Genomic DNA, 19,360 nt, shown 5'->3' on the forward strand with positions numbered 1-19,360 from the left:
GCATGGAGGAAGAATGCTATGACTAGAACGTATAAAGAAGTAATTAATGAAATGAATCGAGCCTACACGGAACTCTACATTTTACTATTTCAGGATTTAAAGGATGAGTTCGGTCTTACTGGGCAGCAAGAGAGCATGCTATTTCATATTAATTTAAATGAAAACACGACAGCAAATCACATTGCGACTACTTTTAATATATCGAAAAGTGCTGTCAGCCAAGTTTTATCGAAGTTGGAAAAGCAGAAGATGATTTCGAAACAAGTTAATCCTAACAATAAAAGGGAGTATTTCCTTACACTCGGACCAAACGGTAGTAAATATATCGAACGATTGTCAGAGTTAGATGATGTATTAATTGAGAAATACTTTTCTAAAATCGATATAAATGCTTTAGAGCAAATGACTGATACGTTAACGAAAATAAATAAAGTGATATTGGAAGAGAAACAGAAGGCTCTTGATTGTAATGAGTAAAAAGGAGGGGAAGCATGTGATGAGTTACATACCAAATATGATTACGATAGCAAACTTTGTGTGTGGGCTTTTGGCTATTCACGCTGTTTTCGTTCACGATATGTATGGTGCAGTTATGTTCATTATTACAGGTATGGTATTTGATCTGTTTGATGGTATGGTTGCTCGGAAACTAGATTCTGTTTCGGAAATGGGCGGAGAACTAGATTCATTTGCGGATTTAGTGACCTTTGGTGTGGCACCGTCTATTCTTGCATATAGTGCCTCGTTAAAAGATTTGCAGTCTATCGGGATGCTATGTGCGCTTGTTTATAGTGTTTGCGGAATGCTTCGGCTTGCGAGATTTAACACGCAGCAAAGTAAACTCCCAACCTTTATCGGCATGCCCATTCCATTCGCGGCAATGTGTCTTCTTATTTTATGCCTCCTAAATAACCCAGTTTCCGTGGCATTTGGCACATGCGTACTCGCTTATTTAATGGTGAGCAAAATCAAATTCCCCCATTTTAAAAAGGATATATCGGAAAGCTTGAAGTCCGAAAGATGGGATTAATAGGAAAGATAAGGAGAATAACATGATTCGTATGGCATTAAGATCATTCAACATACAAATATATTGTTTGCTAGGCGTGATATTATTGGGATGGTTGATGACACCTTTTCGAGCCCAGTTTGTAGGGATAAGCATTGGCCTTTTAGTAAGTATGTACTGCGCCTGGATTTTAGGAAGGCGTATCGAAAAGTTCGGAGATAGTATCGTAAAAAAAGAAAAAGCACCAATGCTTGGTATGATGAATCGGTTTGCAGCCGCAATACTCGGAGCGATTATTATGTATGAAATTGAACACCATGAATTCATGTGGACATTTGCAGCTGGAATTATGGGTGGGTATTTCTTGATTATTATTAATTTAGGGTATTACAGTATGAGGGATGCGAAGGAATAAAGTGCTGTGTAAATAACTAATTTGGATGTGAAAACCTTCCTTTATCAATTTAGCCAAGAAGACTCCTTCCTCAAGGAGCGTGAAGGACGTAGCCCAGCGAGTAGGTGGGAGATGAATTGGCTTCGAACAAGAGATGGCAGGAAGTCATCTTAATTGTTCGACATATGTAAAGTGTGTTACCGGACAATTTGTCATAATCACTTCACTATTAATCAAATGTATGTTTGGTTTATAATAGACATATATCGAAATGGAGGTGAAACGAAGGATGATCAATAAAGCGTATAAATTTCGTATCTATCCAAATAAAGCACAAGCGATCCTGATCAATAAAACGATTGGTTGTTCTCGTTTTGTATTCAATCACTTCCTATCTCTATGGGATAATGCATACAAAGAAACAGGAAAAGGTTTGACATATGGTACATGCTCTGCCAAACTTCCTGCCATGAAGAAAGAGTTTGTTTGGCTAAAAGAAGTGGATAGTATTGCTATTCAATCGTCTGTTCGCAACCTTGCGGATGCTTATACACGCTTTTTTAAAAAACAAAACAGTGCCCCGCGTTTCAAATCTAAAAAGAACAACGTACAATCTTATACCACAAAACAAACAAATGAAAACATTGCTGTTGTGGGAAACAAAATGAAATTGCCGAAACTAGGTCTTGTTCGATTTGCCAAAAGTCGTGAAGTAAAGGGACGTATTTTAAATGCTACGGTTAGACGGAACCCTTCTGGCAGATACTTTGTATCATTGTTAGTTGAAACAGAAGTGCAAGAACTTCCGAAAACAGATTCTTATATTGGAATGGATGTAGGATTAAAAGATTTCGCCATTTTGTCAGATGAAACAATCTATAAAAATCCTAAATTTTTTCGCTCATTGGAAGAGAAGTTGGCAAAAGCACAGCGTGTTCTTTCTAGAAGAATGAAAGGATCTTCTCGCTGGAATAAACAACGAGTAAGGGTAGCTAGAATTCATGAATACATAGCTAATGCTAGAAAAGATTACTTGGACAAAATCTCAACTGAAATCATCAAAAACCACGATGTTATCGGTATAGAAGATTTGCAAGTATCGAATATGTTAAAAAATCATAAGTTAGCAAAAGCGATTAGTGAAGTATCTTGGTCACAATTTAGAACGTTGCTAGAATACAAGGCAAAATGGTATGGAAAACAAGTCATTCCGGTATCCAAAACATTTGCTTCAAGCCAATTATGTTCTTGTTGTGGGTATCAAAATAAAGACGTTAAGAATCTAAATCTTCGTGAATGGGATTGTCCTGAGTGCAATAGTCATCACGACAGAGATATTAACGCAAGTATCAATCTTAAAAATGAAGCTTTAAGGCTTCTAACCGTAGGAACTACGGGGATAGCCTAATGAATTAGAAGCCGCTAGGCTTCTGTACTTAGGAATCTCCCACTTCAAACAGTCCGTAAGGACGTTAAGTGGTGAGTAGTTCAAAGAGAGCTTTTTATTACAAAGAAAAGACACCCATATAAGAGTGTCTTTTCCGATAGTTTTTTAGCAGAAGCAAGAAGCTCCAACAATGATCAATAAAATAAACAATACAACTAGTAAAGCAAAGCCGCCGCCACAATTACTACTACAACTACCACCAAATCCCATAATAGTTCCTCCTTTAATAAGAGGGGAAAACAAGGGGTCACTCATGTATTTTAATGGATTCAACTTACTTTATGTTTTTTACACAATAATTGAGCAAGTCCTTTTGAAAATAAAGAAAAGACACCCTAAGGTGCCTTCCTCCGACTTGAACCATCTTAATTTTAATAATATTGGACTCCCGTCCGAATATTATTTTACCATGTTAAGTTGTTTTTGGAAATATTTCATATCGATAATTGCAATACACGTTTTAGTTTTTGAATTATGTATCTGTCTAAACGTTGAAATTAATAAAGGAACGATATACTTGAGGGTTTTTATGAGTGATTGCAATCATACCATTAAAAAGAACCCCATAAATGATAAACCATGCCACTAACAAAAAACACTAATCCTAAAAACAAAACAATTAAAGCAAGTACTCCATTTTGATTATGTTCCATAAAATTAGCTCCTTTTAGAATTATATTTATCCCACTTTAATGGGCAGTAAGATCCCCACCTCAAAATTCAGCGAAAGCAAAGAAGTTAGGTGGGGGATCAACTGCTCATAAAAGTCCGATTGGTTCAACTAATAATCAGTGGGGGATGAAAAACCCCCACTGATTAAAGTTTCACTTTATATACAAAAAAGCCTCTAGTCGTAATTATGGCTAAAGGCTTTGAGCATTATACTTTTTAGTTAATAAAATCTTATAAGAAGAATTTATAATGTTTTTTATCGAATTTGGAACTGAAAATGTACTAGCTTGATAATGAAGCCTGGCTATTAGAATTGAAAAATTTTAGTTTTATTATAATTAATAGAAATGAGAGTAGTGTGAATATAAATCCGCTCCAAATAAGCTGGTGAATACCTAAGTTTGAAATGAACCAGCCTCCAATAGTGGTTCCTAAAGTAATCCCGAGATTTGAGAACGAAACGAATAGACTGTTACCAAATTCGGGTGCTTCTTTAGCTTCACTTATTAACCATGTTTGACCAACAATTAATCCACCAGCATGTACGATTCCCCAAATAATACGATGAAAATCATTGGAACAAGGTAGGAACCTAAATAATAAACCAATATGTAAACAATAGAATATAGGATAGGGAATGATATTACAGTGTTGATTATGCTTTTTTGTAGGAGACCACCAAATAAATGATTACCTAAAATCATAACTATACCAAATATGAATAGCATGATACTGATGAGAGATCCATTCATGGAAGTTACTTTTGCAAGGTACTCGGCGAAGTAGCTGTATACGGAAAACATGGCTGCAAAAAGGAATGTGACGGTTAAAATATTTAACCATAATCCTGGTTTGCCGAGTATACGAATTTGTTTGCCGAAAGACATTTTTTCTTTAACAGGCATAGAAGGAAGTAGGAGTAGTATTCCAATGAATGCAAGAGTGTTAACGAATGCTCCGAATAAGAAAGCCATTTCGAGTGAAAATTGGTCTGCAAGGTAAGATGTTAGTGGTACACCTAAAGCAAAGCCAACAGTAATTCCCATGAAAACTTTTGTAACTGCTTGACCGCTCTTTTCTGGAGGGACAAGTTTAGCAGCTGTTACAAGAGCGATTGAAAAGAAGAGTGGATGAAGCGCTGCCGGTAAAATACGAAAAATAAGCATGATTTCAAATTGCGTTGTATAAGCGTAGATTAAATTTGAAATAACAAATATGAAAATTGCTGTTAATAAAATTATTTTGCGATTAATACTAGAGACGAGCAGAATTAAAAACGGACCAGAAATAGCAACAACTAGTGCAAATATACTTACTAAAAAGCCAGCTTGTGTAGTTGAAATTCCGAATTTTTCAGTGATTTGTGGTAATACGCCGACAATACCCATCTCGGTAGTAATAATTCCGAACACACCTATTGCGAGTATCAGAATAAGTAAAGGATTTACTTTTTTCATTTATTAAACTCTCCATTCGTATCAGTATTTTGAAAGTAAATTCATTAACAAAGAAGCATTATTATAAGCATGATTGGATGCCAACATTATCAGGACTATGTAATTTAAAATACAATAACAGATATCTAAATAACTAGATGTGATATGTTAAAAAAATTTCTCCTTTCGATGTTTCTTGCTTTTATAGGCAGTGCAATTTATACAAAAGTCATTGGATACCTGTAAAAAAGCAGAATGTGTGAAAGCTAATAATCAATTAGTATGTTGATTATTAGCTTTCATTTTATAATTTGTTTTGGACGTATTTAGAAAACTCTCGTATTGTTTTTTCATTTCGACGATAGTAGGTCCATTTTCCAATTCGATCAGATTGTAGTAAACCTGCTTTTTTCATAGTTAATAAATAACTAGAAATAACTGATTGGGCTAAGCCAGTTTTAAGCTGGATATCTCCTACGCACACTCCGACTTGAAAGCTAAGGCCTTGCTCTAGATAAGGTTTTTCATCGAAATGGTTTTCTGGATTTTTCAACCATGATAAAATTTGACATCTTGTTTCATTTGACAATGCTTTATAAATTAATAAAGGTTCCATAAGGATATTATATCTACTTTTATAGATTTGTAAATGGGTTTTAGTGATTTTAAGGGAAGAAGGTATAGTTGATCCCCTTGAATAGGAATAAGGTGCTCTTGATCTGTACCCTTTGTAAAGGACATTCTAAAAAAAGTTAGGCAACCTAAAAAAGATGATTACTGTATGCAAACAGGAGTCATCTTCTTTACATTCTATTGATAGAAAGAGTGATTATAGTACGTCATATATTTCTTAATTTCATGTCTTAACTGAACAAACGATTCACATGGTTATATACTACAAGGGTTGCATGTGAAGATTTAAGAGAAATTTTATATTTACCCCACTTTTTATTTTAAAAGTTTTTCCTATCCTATAAACAACAAGATCATAGATGAAAATGTAAAGTTAGGGGATTCTACATGCATACAGGAGTTTTGATGAGTTATTTGTATACTTATTTTTTTACTATTATTTTTTGTATTGTGTTTCAAATTGGCTTTTATTTTAAAGCGAAAAAAAATATATCTATTCGGCATTTTCTATGGGTATATGTTTTTCTGTTCTACCTTTCGCTAGTGTATAAGGTGACGCAAATCGCGACTGTATGGGATATAAGTAGATATGAAACGTGGATTCGTGTAAATCAAATTAACTTGACTCTATTTGATACGGCAGGTAGTACGACGTATCTTTTGAACATTGTACTGTTTATGCCGTTAGGTTTTTTACTACCGACTATTTGGCCGCAGTTTAGAAAAATGAAAAACACCGTATGTACGGGATTCTTTTTTTCATTGGCAATTGAGTTAAATCAATTACTAAATAATAGAATTACAGATATTGATGATTTATTTACGAATACCCTCGGGGCGCTTGTTGGGTATGTATTATATAAAATATTATATACAGCATTATTTAAAATAATATTAAAAAGAGAGGGGAAAAAGCTGGATACGAACTCTTCTTTAGTTATAAAATACGAAGCTGTTTTTTGTCTAGTATGTTCATTTGTAGGTGCGATGTTCATTTATTATCCAGCTTTATTTGGGAGACCTGTAATCATTCAGTGAGGTGATTTTGTCCTTGTAAGATATCCTCGTTTATAAAATGATTCTAGTTCTCCAGGCTCAAACACGGTAAAATTTGAATGGATCATTCTGTTTTTCTAATTTAATAGATCCATTTTATGTATTACATGATAGGCAGGTGTAAATGTGTTACATGTTCAATTATCTCAATACTTATTAAAAGAGTCTAAACCAGCTCTTCATACAGATGAAAAACGAGTATATATGTTAAAAGATGAAGGGTTATCACCGTATCCTATTTATTTAAATCACCCTATTATGATAGGAGTGGGAACGAATTGGAATCAGCATACAGGATTCGAAGAAATCATTAAAGGATTTATGTGTACACATAACAAATTTCCTATGTATATGTTATTTGAAACTTATTTATGTAGAGACTTTATTGAAGGATTTTTAGAAGAGAATAAACTTCATTTTGAGCTAGTTTTTACTAATAAGAAAAAGGATACGAACTTTTTTAAAGTGTGCATTACCAATAGTGATGATATAACAACACTTATGAAGTATTTCTTCCAATCAGCACAAGATTCTCTCTATACGTTATTAAGCTATTCAGCAGACTGTAAGATGATCAGTAATCGTACGGGTGAGATTGAAATAAAGGCTGACAGTTTCTATCCAAGCTTTTCATTTATGTATGATGCGCAAGAATTATTTATTATTGGTGGAGAAGAAAAATGGTCACATATCCATTATATAAAAAGATTTTTTCATCTTGAGCAGATTACAGATGAGCTAACTATTGTTGTAAGAAAATGAGAGATGAGAAGAAATAGATGAGTAAACCCTCAAGTATAGAACGATATACTTGAGGGTTTTTATGTAGGAAGAAGGGCCTTGTATCATATATTTTATTCTTCATTCAATGTAAGTCTCATCCTAATTTCATTTGTAAAAACAATGTGTGGAATAGATCATTGAAGAAGGCTTTTCTCTTTTTCCCGAGAATGAACAGTAATATATAATCTAATTTCCGTGAATGTAATAGGGAGGCAGTGAAATTTGAACAGGAAAATTTGGTATGTATTTACTTGTTTCGCTTTTTTAGTAGCTAGTTATATTATTGTCCAATACTTTATTTTGAATGGATTTCAAACAGGACTTGTAAAAGCGAAGCTTATGTTTGGATCTAAATTAAGTGCGTTCTGGTATATGATGCTACTTATACATATTACAACTAGTATAGTAGCATTAGTAATTGGCCCTTTTACATTATCCACTAAATTTAGAGAAAGAAATATCAACCGTCATCGAATAGTTGGGAGAATCTATATGGTTGGTATATTATTAGGAGGCGTTTCTGGACTATATCTATCCTTTTATGCCACGGGAGGATTGGTAGCGAAGCTAGGTTTCGGTTTGTTATCCGTATTTTGGCTAACATCAGCATATGAAGCGTTACATAGAGTTAAGAATAAAAAAATTAAAGAACATCGGAATTGGATGATTAGAAATTATTCTTTAACCTTTGGAGCAGTTACATTAAGAATTTGGCTACCGTTGTTTATCGTTCTATTTGGAATAGAGCGGTTTGAACTTAGCTACGCTATTATTGCTTGGTTAGCGTGGGTACCCAATTTAATTGTTGCAGAATTATTCATAAGAAAAAGACTTAATAAAGGAAAATACGAAGGAAATGAGGATTTACATTTTTAATGTAAATTTGCTGTCATATTGAGTGCAGAATTCTTCAGTAATTGAATGTTTTTAATAGGTTAATTATGTGCAAAAATAGGATGGCCTATTGAAGCCATCCTATTTTTATTTGTATTACCAACTAGCAGCTCCCGTACTTTCCTTCAACCACTTCACCCAATCCAAATCTTCTACCTTAAGCAAACTCAGCGAAACACCCTTCATATCTAAAGAAGTTAGCAGTGTCCCAACTTTTACGAACTCCACATGTAATCCTTCAAGCTCACATAAACGGCGAATATCATTTGCGAAAATGTATTGTTCCATTAATGGGGTTGCGCCGAGTCCATTAATGAGGATGGCGAAGTTGTCGCCTTTTCTCCAGCGATAAATGCTTTTAAGTTTGTTCATTAGTTCGATCGCTAATATTTCAGAAGAGGATAGTGCTTCTTTACGGTATCCTTTTTCTCCGTGAATGCCGACGCCGTAGAAGACTTCATCGTCGTTTAATGAAAATGAAGCTTTTCCTTTCATAGGATCGTTTGCAGGTGAAAGGGCGACGCCTAATGTGTGTAAGTTTTTGATGATAGATTGCCCAAGCATTGTTAATTCTTCTAAAGAATGGCCTTCAAGAGCAGCCGCACCAAGTATTTTTTGAACGAAAACAGTACCAGCGACGCCACGTCTTCTTTTATTAAACGAAGCATCATCTTCAATTGAAACGTCGTCATTTACGATGATGTGGTCAATTTGTCTTCCTTCTTCTTTTGTGATTTGTTCTGCTGCTAAAAAGTTTGCTACGTCATCTTTAAAGTTTTTGATGATGAATAAAATACTCTTATTTTTTGGCATGAGGCGAGTTGCTGCAATAATTTGTTCCACTGTAGGCGGAGTGAAAATACTGCCGTTTACGGCCGCAGTAAGCATACCTTTTCCTACATAACCAATATCAGCAGGTTCGTGTCCACTACCACCGCCGCTTATGATAGCGACGTTTTGCTTCAGTTTTTCTATATCTTTTACATAAATGATGTTATTTGTTTCATCGTAATTTACTTTTTCGTTATGTTCAAAATAAAAGCCATGCATCATATCTTGAACAACATTTTCTACATCATTCATAATCTTTTTCATTGCTTTTTCCACCCTTTAATTACTTTGCTGATTGCTCCAGTAATAGTAGTAATTGATTGTTTATCATATTTTTCATGAGAGAAGACATAATGGACGGATCTACTTCGCATTTGCTTTCAATCCAATCTTTTATCGTTCCAACGAAGCCGTGACTATAAAAAGAGGCAATCGTATTTTTTGTCTCATCAGAAAGGCTGAATCCACAGCTCATAGATAATTCATCAATAATTTTCATATATAAGTTTTTCGTATGCTCAAATAAATAGTGGTTAAACGAGTTTTGCTCAATGACTTTAAAAGCATTTCGGTAAAATTTTTGATTTTCATAAAAGTAATCAAATAATAAATCGAAAATATTTTCCCACGTTTCATAGTCGAGAAAGTCGATAATGTTCTCTTTCGTTTCTTCTCTATAAATCCAGCTTAATAGCTCAAATTTATCTTTAAAATGATAATAAAAAGTTTGCCTACGCATTTGACAGTGTAACATAATATCGCTCACTGATATTTTATGAAACGACTCTGTTTCCATTAAATATTTCAATGAATTCGCGATTATCTTTTTAGAAATTATAGAAGAGGTCATCTGAATCATCCCTAGAATGTTAGTAATATGAAAATCCTATCTACAAATGAGAGCGGTGTCTTTAGACAGATTGTCCATTTTGTCCGTTTACTATAAAACGCTTTCATTTTAACATGGATAGTAAGAAGAAGATTTCAAATATATCACAATATATTAAAGGAATTGAGGGAGAATCACAATGAAAAAGATTATAAATAAACCAGAAACATTAGTAATGGAAATGTGTAACGGAATGGTTATGGCTCATCCAGAGCTTGAGCTTTTGAAAAAATATAAAGTCATTAAGAAAAAAGAAATGAACGAAAATAAAGTAACGTTAATTAGTGGCGGCGGTAGTGGTCATGAGCCAGCGCATGCAGGACTAGTCGGAAAAGGAATGTTAGATGCGGCAGTGTGCGGAGATGTATTCGCTTCGCCTTCACAAATTCAGGTATATCAAGCAATTAAAGAAACAGCGAGTAAAAAAGGTACGTTATTAATTATTAAAAATTACAGCGGCGATATTATGAATTTCAAAAACGGAGCGCATTTAGCGACTGAAGATGGAATTGAAGTCGACTACGTAAAAGTGGACGATGATATTGCGGTAGAAGATAGTCTATATACAGTAGGACGACGCGGCGTTGCGGGCGTTATTCTCGTTCATAAAATTGCCGGCGCAGCAGCGGAAGTAGGTATGGATTTAGGAGCGGTGAAAGCTGTCGCAGAAAAAGCAGCGGCTAACGTGCGCACAATCGGTTTAGCGTTAACGTCTTGTACTGTTCCAGCGAGCGGATCACCTACTTTCACACTTGCGGAAGATGAAATGGAATACGGCGTAGGTATTCACGGCGAACCAGGAATTAAACGTGAAAAAATGTTGTCAGCTGATGAATTAGCGAACCGTATGACAAATGATCTTGTAAAAGATTTAGGAGTAAAAGACGGCGAAGAAATTGCGCTTTTAGTTAACGGTTTTGGCGGAACACCACTGCAAGAACTTTACTTATTTAACAACGCAGTTACACGAGAACTAGCTGCAAGAAACATTAAAATCAATAGAGTATTCGTCGGTAATTATATGACGAGTATCGATATGGCTGGTATGTCTTTAACGGTAATGAAGTTAGATGATGAGCTAAAAACATTACTATCGAAAGAATGTAATACACCAGCGTTTAAAGTAGATGGGCCAGTTGAAAGTGTTGAGTATGTAAATGTACTTGAAGGAGCAGAAGAAAAGGAAGTTTCCTTTGAAATAGAAACAGCGGAAGAGCACGCTGTTATTAAAAATAATGTCATTACATTAAACAACATAATTTATCTCGTTGATAAAATGAGCGATATTATTATTAAAAATGAAGTACCGTTCTGTGAGTTAGATACACATGCGGGTGACGGCGACTTCGGAATGAGTGTAGCAAAAGGATTTAAGCAATTAAAACGTGAGTGGCATTCTATTGTAGATCAAGAGAACGTAACGATCGGGTCATTCCTTGACGGTTGCTCGATGATTATTATGGAACATTGCGGCGGCGCATCTGGTCCAATTTGGGGCGGAGCATTCCGTGCAGCTAGTAAAGCAGCAGGCGAGAAGCGTGAGTTAACAGTGAAAGAATTCGCAGAAATGTTGCAAGCAGCACTGCAAGGCATACAATCTATCGGTGAAAGATCATTCGGCAGAGGAGCGGTAGTTGGTGATAAAACACTTGTTGACGCACTTGCTCCATGTGTAGACTCTTGGTTAGCTAGCGCTTCAAACGAAGAAGACATGAAAACTGCCTTTGAAAAAGGTGCAGAAGCAGCGGTCAAAGGAGCAGAGTACACGAAAGAAATCGTAGCTCGCATGGGCCGCGCTGGTGCAGTTGGTGAAAGAAGCTTAGGATATCCAGATGCAGGTGCGCATGCACTTGGAGTTATCTTTACGGAGATTGCGGGTAGTTTGAAATAGGAATTAGAAAGTCCCCTCTGCCTTGTGGTGGAGGGGATTTTTTATAGTTGAGTGATATATAATTTCGCTAGATGTTTTCTACGTGAAGATGGGTATGTTTATAAATACTAAAATAATAGTTCTAAAAAAAGCAACGTGATTTCCTATAAATATGGAATTCAGGTTGCTTAATTGTATTTTTGAAAAACTAACTAATTGACAGAAAGTGCTCCAAAATTATGGTCGGACACCTTATGAAGTGGTTTGGAAGAGATGGAGAGATTGTTCCATAAGGTGTACCTTTTAGGATACATTATATTTGGTGTTTCTTGTATTTTAGAAAATTAAATGTTTTAGTAGTTAGATTTGTAAAATGTTTATATTTATAACAATTATCAAATGGTAATTGTAATAGAAAGGGAAGTTGGGGTGAAATTGATTATACATAGTGAACGAGTGAATCTCGTTACTTTAATAAATAGGGAGTTTTTATAATGGACAAAAAAATTAAGAAGAAAAGTAAACAGAATACTTAAGCATGGACGAAAAAAAGAAGCTGGGAAGAAAGGGAGTGTACAGAAATTAGATATCGTTTCGGAGATTACGCTAGTAGTTCAGGTAATGACACTAATCAAAACGTTAATAGAATTTGAAAATTTGTTTCTATGAGAAAAGTGAAAGAGTCCTAATTTAATAGGACTCTTTTTTGCTTGTTATGGAGATGTTAGTTAAGCCAACCAGTTGTATATTCAGGATCAGCTTTTAAATTTAAAACATGTGTAAATGACCAGAATCCTATAGAACCTGTAGCTGCAATTCTAAATTTACCAGTTGCAAAAGCCCAGCCAGCAGATGCCCAATGGCTTGCGCCTATGTCGGTTACAATAATTGATGGATTAATGTTAGTGTGTCCGTTATCAGCACTTAATGTTTTCGTTACATCTCTTGAGCCTAGTGGATGCTGAAATCTAACTTTCACCCAATAGATACTAGCGAAAATACCAAATACAACTACCTTTTGTGTTACATTTCTTTCTTTAACTGCATAACTTGCAAGAGTGTTAAATGGGGCCTCATTTTGAGGTTTAACTTCTTCGACAACGCTTGCTATGATAGAACCATTACTGAAAGATCTTGATTCACCTGGATTTAAAGTTGTAGTAGCTTGAAGTGCTTTTACAAATTCTTCGCTATTAAGCGCTTTCACAAAGTTTTTCTTATCTTCATCACTTAATTGAGCATACTGTTCATATGATTTTTTTGCTTCTGGATCAGTTGTAGCTAAATGCTTGATGTGGTTTTCAAATTCGATTTGTTGTTGTTCGATGGTGTTAGTTGTTGTTTCTGTTGCGGCGGCGAAAGACTGATTCACAAAAAGACCTGTGAACGTTAGTATGAAGGCTAAAAGATAGACGATTGGTTTTACTAGTTTTTTCAACATAATTCCCCCTATGCTTTGTTAATTTACGTAAATGCTCCCCTCAAATAAAGTAGTTTTGATTGTTATTAATCCTAAGAACATTAATAGAACAAAAACTACAAAAACTATAAAAATGATAATTATTACTTTTTGTTTCTTTGTAAATCGTTTCAATTTCTACACCTCTTTTCTTGTTCTCTATTAATAAATTATCATTCATTTTAGGGAAGTTAGCAAATCCGTAAATTCATACATATATTATAATGAATTGTAAAATATTTCAATATTTTACTTGCAATTGGAATATCATGATCTGTTGGTTCATTTTGGAAATTGTAATCTCGAATTCTTGTTCATTACTAATAAATGAAAGTTAGATTAATGGTTAAAAGTAGCAAGCAAAAATAAAAAGAACCTTTAGTGGGTTCTTTTTATTTTGTTAATAATTATTTATGTTACGCATTGTAAGGGGGTAATGACATAACTTTTTAGTATTATATTGTGTTAAATAGTTTCACCGTGTGCATATTGAACTAAATCTACATTTTCTTTTGATACAGATTGTAAGTTTGTAGTGTTACTGAAGCTGAAAGATAAAAAACCTGTGACAATAGTGAAAATTAATAGAGATTTTTTCATTATTTTAAAGCTCCTTTCTCTGAAGCCTTTTTATCAGCTTCATTTGTCATGTGTAGATACTTGCTCGCTTTTTCATACGATTTTAACTCGTAAAACTTATTACCTAGAACAGCTGAATAATCTTTTACGTATTTCCATAACTCTTCTTTCTTAAAATAACAAATTCCTGCCAAAATGATGTCTTCTAATTCATCTGTACTTATATTGTCATTTAATCCTTTTAGAATATTGAAATGATGGGTGTACTCTTCATTTGATATTTTTAATCCATTTTCAATATGCAATCTGACAGTGTTTGTATCATTTAATTTGAAATACTCCTGTGCTAATAAGAACAATGTTTTTTGGTTGTTTACAAGTGATCCATTTAGGTATTTAATTGCTAGTTCGGAAAGATTTTGATCTGCATACAATAATCCTAAATTATGTTTCACTTTTGCTTGTTGACGCACTTGCTCCATGTGTAGACTCTTGGTTAGCTAGCGCTTTAAACGAAGAAGACATGAAAATTGCCTTTGAAAAAGGAGCAGAAGCAGCGGTTAAAGGCGCAGAGTATACGAAAGAAATCGTAGCTCGCATGGGCCGTGCCGGTACAGTTGGCGAAAGAAGCTTAGGCTATCCAGATGCAGGTGCACATGCACTTGGAGTTATCTTTACGGAGATTGCGGGTAGTTTGAAGTAGGAATGAGAAGATCCCCTCTGCCTTATGGTGGAGGGGATTTTTATAGTTGATATGTAGAAGACTTCTTTCGGTGCTCTCTCTGTAAAGATATGAGTTTGTTAATATTTTTGATAAAATCTTATTTCAAAACTACAACTAATATTTCTCAACATTAATATATTGAAAATAGTTAGAATATTTAAGATAATCATTTATGAAGCAATATATTATAAAAAAAGGGGGAATTTATTTTGTTACGTCGCTTATCTATTTGTACTTTATTAACAGCTTTTATGTTTACTTTGTTTACATTTAACGGCTCTGCTTTTGCGGCTACGAATACTACTGAAAATAAAACTGTAGTAGCAGCTTGTGCAAAGGGAGGTACGGTAGGTGTATATGGTGCAAAGATGCGCAGTGGTTACACTGTTGGATCACCTGTCTTACATACATTTAATGATGGTGCGAAAATTACTGGAACATGGGTAACTGGTGAATATGTTCAAGGTCATTACAGTAATTCTAAACAGTGGTTAAAAGTTACATATAAAGGGATGACAGGTTATGTATCCCATACAACATTATATAACGTTTGCTCATAAAACTATGTACTATAATAGCTTTTGATGTATTGAGCTAATCTCTACTAGGGATTAGTTCTTTTTTGTCTCCTAGTTTTTAATGGAGCATTTTTTGAAAAAAACCAACGATTCATTAAATCGATGGTTTTATGTTTATATATTATTCATTTGTATCTATATCAAATTTTTCATTGCTTTTTGCTTATTTGAGACTTAGTTTTTTTGTGATTGCAACTTATCGATTTTCCAGTGTGCTCCTAGAGGATCTAAAGAGCTTTCAATATAAAACATATATTCATCTGCGGTACTTGGTACTTCAAAAGCTATTTTTAATTCTACCGTTTCATTTGGTTTAACTTGTATATCAGAAGGGTTTTGATCAAGCACCTTTCCTTCATAGGCCTTTCCGGCTTTTTCATCTTTTAAGTTATATTTTAATTCTGATAGTCCAATCGTTTGACCTCGTACATTTTTTACAGAGACATTAACAACGACGGAATCGTTACTAGCATTTAAATATGCATTTTGAACGGCGGTCAAGTAATAGCCTCCCTTAACACTCTCACCAACTAATAAAATACCTTGTTCCAAGCGGCTCATATCTTCTTTTTCTTCAAAATTTATTAATTCTTCATTTTCATTTTTTGCGGTGGGTTCTTCTATTGGACCATTTTCAACGGCACTATCTTTTTTATCTTGTGTGCAAGCAGCCGTAACACTGACTAATACTAGAATTAAAGTAAGTAATATGAATGATTTTCTCATAAAATTAATCTATCTCCTTAAGTTTCTTAATTTTGTGCAACTATACATATAAGATTAACATAATGTCTCATTATTGGCTCAAAATAGGTAATCTTTTAGACACCTTATTCTTTTTACTTTTAATATACATTCGATTGGGTCTCACGATATTTGTTAATCTTGTAAATCATTGTCTTAGTAATATCGAGGGTTATTATAGATATATGAATCATATAATTTGTCCCTATCAAAATGAATGTTTCTTGCATCTAATATATTGTAAATATATTTTATTTTGAAAGGATGTGATTATATGGCTCATAAATCTACTGGAGTGTTTCGAGTTCCAGTTTCTGAAAATGGGATTATTCCAACTGCTCTCAACATTATGTTAAACAATGATTCACGCTGCCATACTAGTGATGTAACGGTAACTGTTAAGAGAAGTCGAAACATTTCTTTCCCAACTCAAAATGAATTAGTTGAAATCTCTCGTACGTTTGTTTCTTTAGAACCAAACAGAACAACTAAGATTGTATTGTTTACGCCAGAATTCCAAATAGAAGATTTTCTTGATGTCATCATTAGTGGAAATAAAGATGATGTTAAGGATGTTCTTGTATATTCTTTCTTAGCAGATTCAGCAGGTCACAATCTGCCATCTACTGTTTTCAGAAATGCAGAATACACTTTTGCTTGCTGACACCGTGATGATGTATTCTTTACTGTCATATATGTGAAGGAAAATGTTAAATAGGATTTGATTTAACTTTTATTTGGGTTCTCCAAAGAAGCCTGCTTTAGCTAAATAAACAAGGAACTGACTAATAGGTTCCTTGTTTATTTGCATGTAATATGAAATTTAGTGTCAATGATTTCAAAAGCAACTTGGTTATACATGATGTTTTAGACATGATACAACATACCTCTTTATATATCCGCAAGTAAAACAACATAATACCCAAATCTCTATAACAATATAATTTTTCATATATCATTTAATGTATATCGGAAAAATAAGTATTAAAGGATTGATTTTTATTATTCTGATGATTATAATAAATGAAAATCAAACAATTCTTATGTTGAGAAGTGGAGGGACGGGCCCTATGAAACTTCGGCAACCTCGTTTTAGACGAAAGGTGCCAAATCCTGCAGGTGAAAAAACACCTGAAAGATAAGAGCGGTTCACTTAGTCAAGAAGGCTACTCTTATTTCGTTAAGAGTAGCTTTTTTTATGGCTAAAAGTTAAAGGGGGAATAGGTAGTGGAGTACGGTTTTTGGTTACCGATTTTTGGGGGATGGCTTCGAAATGTAGATGATGAATCTATGCCGCCTACGTTTGAGTATGCAAAACAAACAGCGCAAGCGGCAGAACAATTAGGTTTTTCAACAACACTTATTGCAGAATTAAATTTAAATGATATAAAAGGTGTTTCAGCACCAAGTTTAGAGGCGTGGACAACTGCGGCAGCACTTGCAGCAGTAACGGATAAATTAGAGATTATGACAGCTGTCAGACCTGGCTTCCACAATCCAGCTGTTACAGCGAAAATGGCAGCGAATATAGATCAATTAAGTAATGGTCGTTTTACATTAAATGTAGTTTCAGCATGGTGGGAAGAAGAAGCGAAACAGTACGGCGGAGTATTTACTGCACATGATGAAAGATATGATCGCACAGAGGAATTTGTCACAGTTTTGAAGGAGCTTTGGAAAGAAGAAAAGTTTTCTTATAAAGGGAACTTCTATGAGCTTCATGATACACATTTAAGTCCAAAACCTGTGCAGAAAAAAGGCATTAAGCTTTATGCAGGTGGTGAGAGTGAGCGAGGAAAAGAAGTAATTGTAAATCACGCGGATGCATATGTAATGCACGGGGGAACAGTGGAAGAAGTATTTGTAAAAATAGAAGATATGAAGAATCGTAGAAAGAAAGTCACAGAGGAGCCATTGCAGTCATTCGGGCTCGCGGCTTACGTCATTTGTCGTGATACAGAAGAAGAGGCATTAGAAGAATGGAGACGCATAACGGATGTGAAAGACGATGCTCTAGGTTATGCGGGTTATCAAGACTTTATTAGTAAATCGCATTTGGAACAGCAAGTGAAGCTCAATGATTATTCCGTATCTAATCGCGGGTTACGTCCTAATTTAATCGGAACACCAGAACAAATTGCAGAAAGGATACTTGCTTTTGAAAAAGTGGGTGTTACGTTATTACTTTTACAATTTTCACCGCAGCTTGAAGAGATGAAACGATTTTCTGAAAAAGTGATGCCATTAGTTGAATCAAAAAGAAAGGAATTGATTACAAATGAGTAAAATTTACATATTACATGAGAATAAGGAATGGACGGATCATTTGGTGAAAAGGTTGGAAGAACTGGAGTTACCGTATGAGGAATGGCTTTTAAATGAAGGAACACTTTCGTTAGAAAAAGAACCTCCTCAAGGTGTTTTTTATAGCCGCATGAGTGCCTCTTCACATACGAGAGGGCATCGATATGCACCTGAATTGACTGAAGGGGTTCTTGCTTGGCTAGAGGGATACAGGCGAACAGTATTTAATGGGTCTCGTGCGTTACGCCTTGAAGTAAGTAAATTGAATCAATATGCAGCATTAAGAAAATTTGGGATACAAGTGCCGAAAACAATTGGTGCTGTTGGCCGTGATCATATAGTAAAAGCAGCAAAGGAGTTAGGGAAAGTACCGTTTATTACAAAGCATAACCGTGCAGGTAAAGGCCTTGGTGTTCAACTCTTTCATTCCATTGATGCTTTAGAACAATATTTGGATGGTCCGGCATTTGAAGAACCCATTGATGGAATTACTTTAATCCAGCAATATATTGAAGCGCCCGAACCATATATTACACGTTGTGAGTTTGTAGGCGGCCAGTTTGTATATGCAGTTAAAGTAGATACATCAGAAGGATTTGAACTTTGTCCAGCAGATGCGTGTTCGATTCAAGATGCTTTTTGCCCAGTAGGAGAAGAGAGTAAGAAAGAGTCGTCAACAAAATTTGAAATTATATCAGACTTCCAAGAGCCAATTATTGAACAATACAAAGAGTTTTTGAAAGAAAATGAAATTACCGTTGCTGGTATTGAATTTATTCGCAGTTCGGATGGAACAATTTATACGTATGATATTAATACAAACACAAACTATAATTCTGACGCAGAGTCTGTAGCGAATCAATTTGGTATGCTTGAACTTGCTACATTCCTTGGAAGAGAATTAGAGAAACAAGTAGAGTCAGTTAAATAATATATAAGGTTCTAGTGAAAATCTTTGTTAAAGTAATAGTGGTCGTATGACCAAGTTTAGGATATCCAGATGCAGGTGTGCATGCGTTTGAAGTGATATTTGCGGAGATTGTGAGTAGTTTGAAATA

The 19,360-nt window shown here is 34.6% G+C and carries 20 protein-coding genes, 3 pseudogenes and 1 riboswitch; of the genes and pseudogenes, 13 read left to right on the forward strand and 10 right to left on the reverse strand.

Annotation, left to right across the window (positions count from 1 at the left end; genetic code table 11):
- The first annotated feature begins 18 nt into the window (after positions 1–18).
- The 4 genes from J0835_RS05075 (at position 19) to tnpB (ending at position 2,811) form a co-directional block, all read left to right on the forward strand.
- Entirely contained in the window at positions 19–477 is a 459-nt protein-coding gene (locus tag J0835_RS05075) for a MarR family winged helix-turn-helix transcriptional regulator (RefSeq protein WP_046953918.1), read from the forward strand.
- Between the two features lie 19 nt (positions 478–496).
- Positions 497–1,030, forward strand: coding sequence for a CDP-diacylglycerol--serine O-phosphatidyltransferase (gene pssA, locus J0835_RS05080; RefSeq protein ID WP_048567077.1), 534 nt, complete (start codon positions 497–499; stop codon positions 1,028–1,030).
- A 22-nt stretch (positions 1,031–1,052) separates the two neighbouring features.
- Complete coding sequence (locus J0835_RS05085; RefSeq protein ID WP_087979645.1) at positions 1,053–1,424, forward strand: ATP synthase subunit I; 372 nt, start codon at positions 1,053–1,055, stop codon at positions 1,422–1,424.
- A 268-nt stretch (positions 1,425–1,692) separates the two neighbouring features.
- Positions 1,693–2,811: an IS200/IS605 family element RNA-guided endonuclease TnpB gene (tnpB, locus tag J0835_RS05090; protein ID WP_087979646.1), complete on the forward strand. Its 1,119-nt coding sequence runs from the start codon at positions 1,693–1,695 to the stop codon at positions 2,809–2,811.
- A 144-nt stretch (positions 2,812–2,955) separates the two neighbouring features.
- Here tnpB and J0835_RS05095 read toward each other — a convergent pair whose 3' ends face one another.
- The 4 genes and pseudogenes from J0835_RS05095 to J0835_RS05110 all read right to left on the reverse strand — a co-directional run.
- Positions 2,956–3,060, reverse strand: a complete 105-nt coding sequence (locus tag J0835_RS05095; protein WP_075310385.1) for a YjcZ family sporulation protein — start codon at positions 3,058–3,060, stop codon at positions 2,956–2,958.
- 744 nt (positions 3,061–3,804) lie between these two features.
- Positions 3,805–4,979 (reverse strand): annotated as a pseudogene (locus J0835_RS05100) (MFS transporter).
- A 283-nt stretch (positions 4,980–5,262) separates the two neighbouring features.
- A complete protein-coding gene (locus J0835_RS05105; protein ID WP_087979647.1) occupies positions 5,263–5,574 on the reverse strand; it encodes an ArsR/SmtB family transcription factor in 312 nt (103 codons plus the stop codon).
- 194 nt (positions 5,575–5,768) lie between these two features.
- Positions 5,769–5,846, reverse strand: a pseudogene (locus J0835_RS05110) (TetR family transcriptional regulator); the annotation flags it as partial.
- Positions 5,847–5,978: 132 nt separating this feature from the next.
- Between J0835_RS05110 and J0835_RS05115 the strand changes: the two are divergent.
- The 3 genes from J0835_RS05115 (at position 5,979) to J0835_RS05125 (ending at position 8,306) form a co-directional block, all read left to right on the forward strand.
- Complete coding sequence (locus J0835_RS05115) at positions 5,979–6,629, forward strand: VanZ family protein (protein WP_000556858.1); 651 nt, start codon at positions 5,979–5,981, stop codon at positions 6,627–6,629.
- 144 nt (positions 6,630–6,773) lie between these two features.
- The gene (locus J0835_RS05120) at positions 6,774–7,409 is read left to right on the forward strand and encodes a hypothetical protein (RefSeq protein ID WP_087979648.1); all 636 of its coding nucleotides are present in this window, start codon (positions 6,774–6,776) and stop codon (positions 7,407–7,409) included.
- 243 nt (positions 7,410–7,652) lie between these two features.
- Complete coding sequence (locus J0835_RS05125; RefSeq protein ID WP_087979649.1) at positions 7,653–8,306, forward strand: DUF2306 domain-containing protein; 654 nt, start codon at positions 7,653–7,655, stop codon at positions 8,304–8,306.
- A gap of 114 nt (positions 8,307–8,420) precedes the next feature.
- On the opposite strand, the gene dhaQ is transcribed toward J0835_RS05125, so the two are convergent.
- Positions 8,421–9,419: a DhaKLM operon coactivator DhaQ gene (gene dhaQ / locus J0835_RS05130; RefSeq protein ID WP_087979650.1), complete on the reverse strand. Its 999-nt coding sequence runs from the start codon at positions 9,417–9,419 to the stop codon at positions 8,421–8,423.
- A 19-nt stretch (positions 9,420–9,438) separates the two neighbouring features.
- Complete coding sequence (dhaS, locus tag J0835_RS05135; protein WP_000204216.1) at positions 9,439–10,005, reverse strand: dihydroxyacetone kinase transcriptional activator DhaS; 567 nt, start codon at positions 10,003–10,005, stop codon at positions 9,439–9,441.
- Between the two features lie 178 nt (positions 10,006–10,183).
- On the opposite strand from dhaS, the gene dhaK reads away from it, so the two are divergent.
- Positions 10,184–11,935 carry a dihydroxyacetone kinase subunit DhaK gene (dhaK, locus tag J0835_RS05140; RefSeq protein WP_087979651.1) on the forward strand — a complete coding sequence of 584 codons (1,752 nt, stop codon included), beginning with the start codon at positions 10,184–10,186 and terminating at the stop codon, positions 11,933–11,935.
- Positions 11,936–12,638: 703 nt separating this feature from the next.
- Here the strand turns inward: dhaK and J0835_RS05145 are convergent.
- The 3 genes from J0835_RS05145 to J0835_RS05155 all read right to left on the reverse strand — a co-directional run bounded on the left by J0835_RS05145 (position 12,639) and on the right by J0835_RS05155 (position 14,434).
- Entirely contained in the window at positions 12,639–13,355 is a 717-nt protein-coding gene (locus tag J0835_RS05145) for a hypothetical protein (RefSeq protein ID WP_242250111.1), read from the reverse strand.
- Between the two features lie 483 nt (positions 13,356–13,838).
- On the reverse strand, positions 13,839–13,973 hold the full coding sequence (locus J0835_RS05150) for a hypothetical protein (RefSeq protein WP_254912982.1): 135 nt from the start codon (positions 13,971–13,973) through the stop codon (positions 13,839–13,841).
- Complete coding sequence (locus J0835_RS05155) at positions 13,973–14,434, reverse strand: hypothetical protein (RefSeq protein ID WP_242250110.1); 462 nt, start codon at positions 14,432–14,434, stop codon at positions 13,973–13,975. Before J0835_RS05155 ends, J0835_RS05150 begins: the two co-directional genes overlap by 1 nt.
- On the opposite strand from J0835_RS05155, the pseudogene J0835_RS05160 reads away from it, so the two are divergent.
- Both J0835_RS05160 and J0835_RS05165 read left to right on the forward strand, forming a co-directional pair.
- A pseudogene (locus J0835_RS05160) lies at positions 14,413–14,655 on the forward strand (DAK2 domain-containing protein); the annotation flags it as partial. The gene J0835_RS05155 and the pseudogene J0835_RS05160 sit on opposite strands and share 22 nt — an antisense overlap.
- A gap of 230 nt (positions 14,656–14,885) precedes the next feature.
- Positions 14,886–15,236, forward strand: coding sequence for an SH3 domain-containing protein (locus tag J0835_RS05165; RefSeq protein ID WP_000946188.1), 351 nt, complete (start codon positions 14,886–14,888; stop codon positions 15,234–15,236).
- A 192-nt stretch (positions 15,237–15,428) separates the two neighbouring features.
- Here the strand turns inward: J0835_RS05165 and J0835_RS05170 are convergent, their stop codons facing one another.
- A complete protein-coding gene (locus tag J0835_RS05170; RefSeq protein ID WP_087979653.1) occupies positions 15,429–15,980 on the reverse strand; it encodes a DUF4352 domain-containing protein in 552 nt (183 codons plus the stop codon).
- Positions 15,981–16,272: 292 nt separating this feature from the next.
- Here J0835_RS05170 and J0835_RS05175 point away from each other — a divergent pair, with 292 nt between their 5' ends.
- From J0835_RS05175 to J0835_RS05185, 3 genes are all read left to right on the forward strand, one after another.
- On the forward strand, positions 16,273–16,662 hold the full coding sequence (locus J0835_RS05175) for a hypothetical protein (protein ID WP_087979654.1): 390 nt from the start codon (positions 16,273–16,275) through the stop codon (positions 16,660–16,662).
- Positions 16,663–17,036: 374 nt separating this feature from the next.
- Positions 17,037–17,143: riboswitch (SAM riboswitch) on the forward strand.
- Between the two features lie 82 nt (positions 17,144–17,225).
- A complete protein-coding gene (locus J0835_RS05180; RefSeq protein WP_087979655.1) occupies positions 17,226–18,284 on the forward strand; it encodes an LLM class flavin-dependent oxidoreductase in 1,059 nt (352 codons plus the stop codon).
- Positions 18,277–19,233, forward strand: a complete 957-nt coding sequence (locus J0835_RS05185; RefSeq protein WP_087979656.1) for an ATP-grasp domain-containing protein — start codon at positions 18,277–18,279, stop codon at positions 19,231–19,233. Before J0835_RS05180 ends, J0835_RS05185 begins: the two co-directional genes overlap by 8 nt.
- The last annotated feature ends 127 nt before the right edge of the window (positions 19,234–19,360 follow it).

Source organism: Bacillus cereus group sp. Sample62 (assembly GCF_036851315.1).
Lineage (GTDB): Bacteria > Bacillota > Bacilli > Bacillales > Bacillaceae_G > Bacillus_A > Bacillus_A wiedmannii.

Coding starts and splice junctions, on each gene's coding strand:
- J0835_RS05175 (WP_087979654.1), top strand. CDS start 16,273: ATGGCTCATAAATCTACTGGAGTGTTTCGAGTTCCAGTTTCTGAAAAT.
- tnpB (WP_087979646.1), top strand. CDS start 1,693: ATGATCAATAAAGCGTATAAATTTCGTATCTATCCAAATAAAGCACAA.
- J0835_RS05170 (WP_087979653.1), bottom strand. CDS start 15,980: ATGAGAAAATCATTCATATTACTTACTTTAATTCTAGTATTAGTCAGT.
- J0835_RS05115 (WP_000556858.1), top strand. CDS start 5,979: ATGCATACAGGAGTTTTGATGAGTTATTTGTATACTTATTTTTTTACT.
- J0835_RS05150 (WP_254912982.1), bottom strand. CDS start 13,973: ATGAAAAAATCTCTATTAATTTTCACTATTGTCACAGGTTTTTTATCT.
- J0835_RS05155 (WP_242250110.1), bottom strand. CDS start 14,434: ATGGAGCAAGTGCGTCAACAAGCAAAAGTGAAACATAATTTAGGATTA.
- J0835_RS05085 (WP_087979645.1), top strand. CDS start 1,053: ATGATTCGTATGGCATTAAGATCATTCAACATACAAATATATTGTTTG.
- J0835_RS05145 (WP_242250111.1), bottom strand. CDS start 13,355: ATGTTGAAAAAACTAGTAAAACCAATCGTCTATCTTTTAGCCTTCATA.
- pssA (WP_048567077.1), top strand. CDS start 497: ATGAGTTACATACCAAATATGATTACGATAGCAAACTTTGTGTGTGGG.
- J0835_RS05095 (WP_075310385.1), bottom strand. CDS start 3,060: ATGGGATTTGGTGGTAGTTGTAGTAGTAATTGTGGCGGCGGCTTTGCT.
- dhaQ (WP_087979650.1), bottom strand. CDS start 9,419: ATGAAAAAGATTATGAATGATGTAGAAAATGTTGTTCAAGATATGATG.
- dhaS (WP_000204216.1), bottom strand. CDS start 10,005: ATGACCTCTTCTATAATTTCTAAAAAGATAATCGCGAATTCATTGAAA.
- dhaK (WP_087979651.1), top strand. CDS start 10,184: ATGAAAAAGATTATAAATAAACCAGAAACATTAGTAATGGAAATGTGT.
- J0835_RS05185 (WP_087979656.1), top strand. CDS start 18,277: ATGAGTAAAATTTACATATTACATGAGAATAAGGAATGGACGGATCAT.
- J0835_RS05075 (WP_046953918.1), top strand. CDS start 19: ATGACTAGAACGTATAAAGAAGTAATTAATGAAATGAATCGAGCCTAC.
- J0835_RS05105 (WP_087979647.1), bottom strand. CDS start 5,574: ATGGAACCTTTATTAATTTATAAAGCATTGTCAAATGAAACAAGATGT.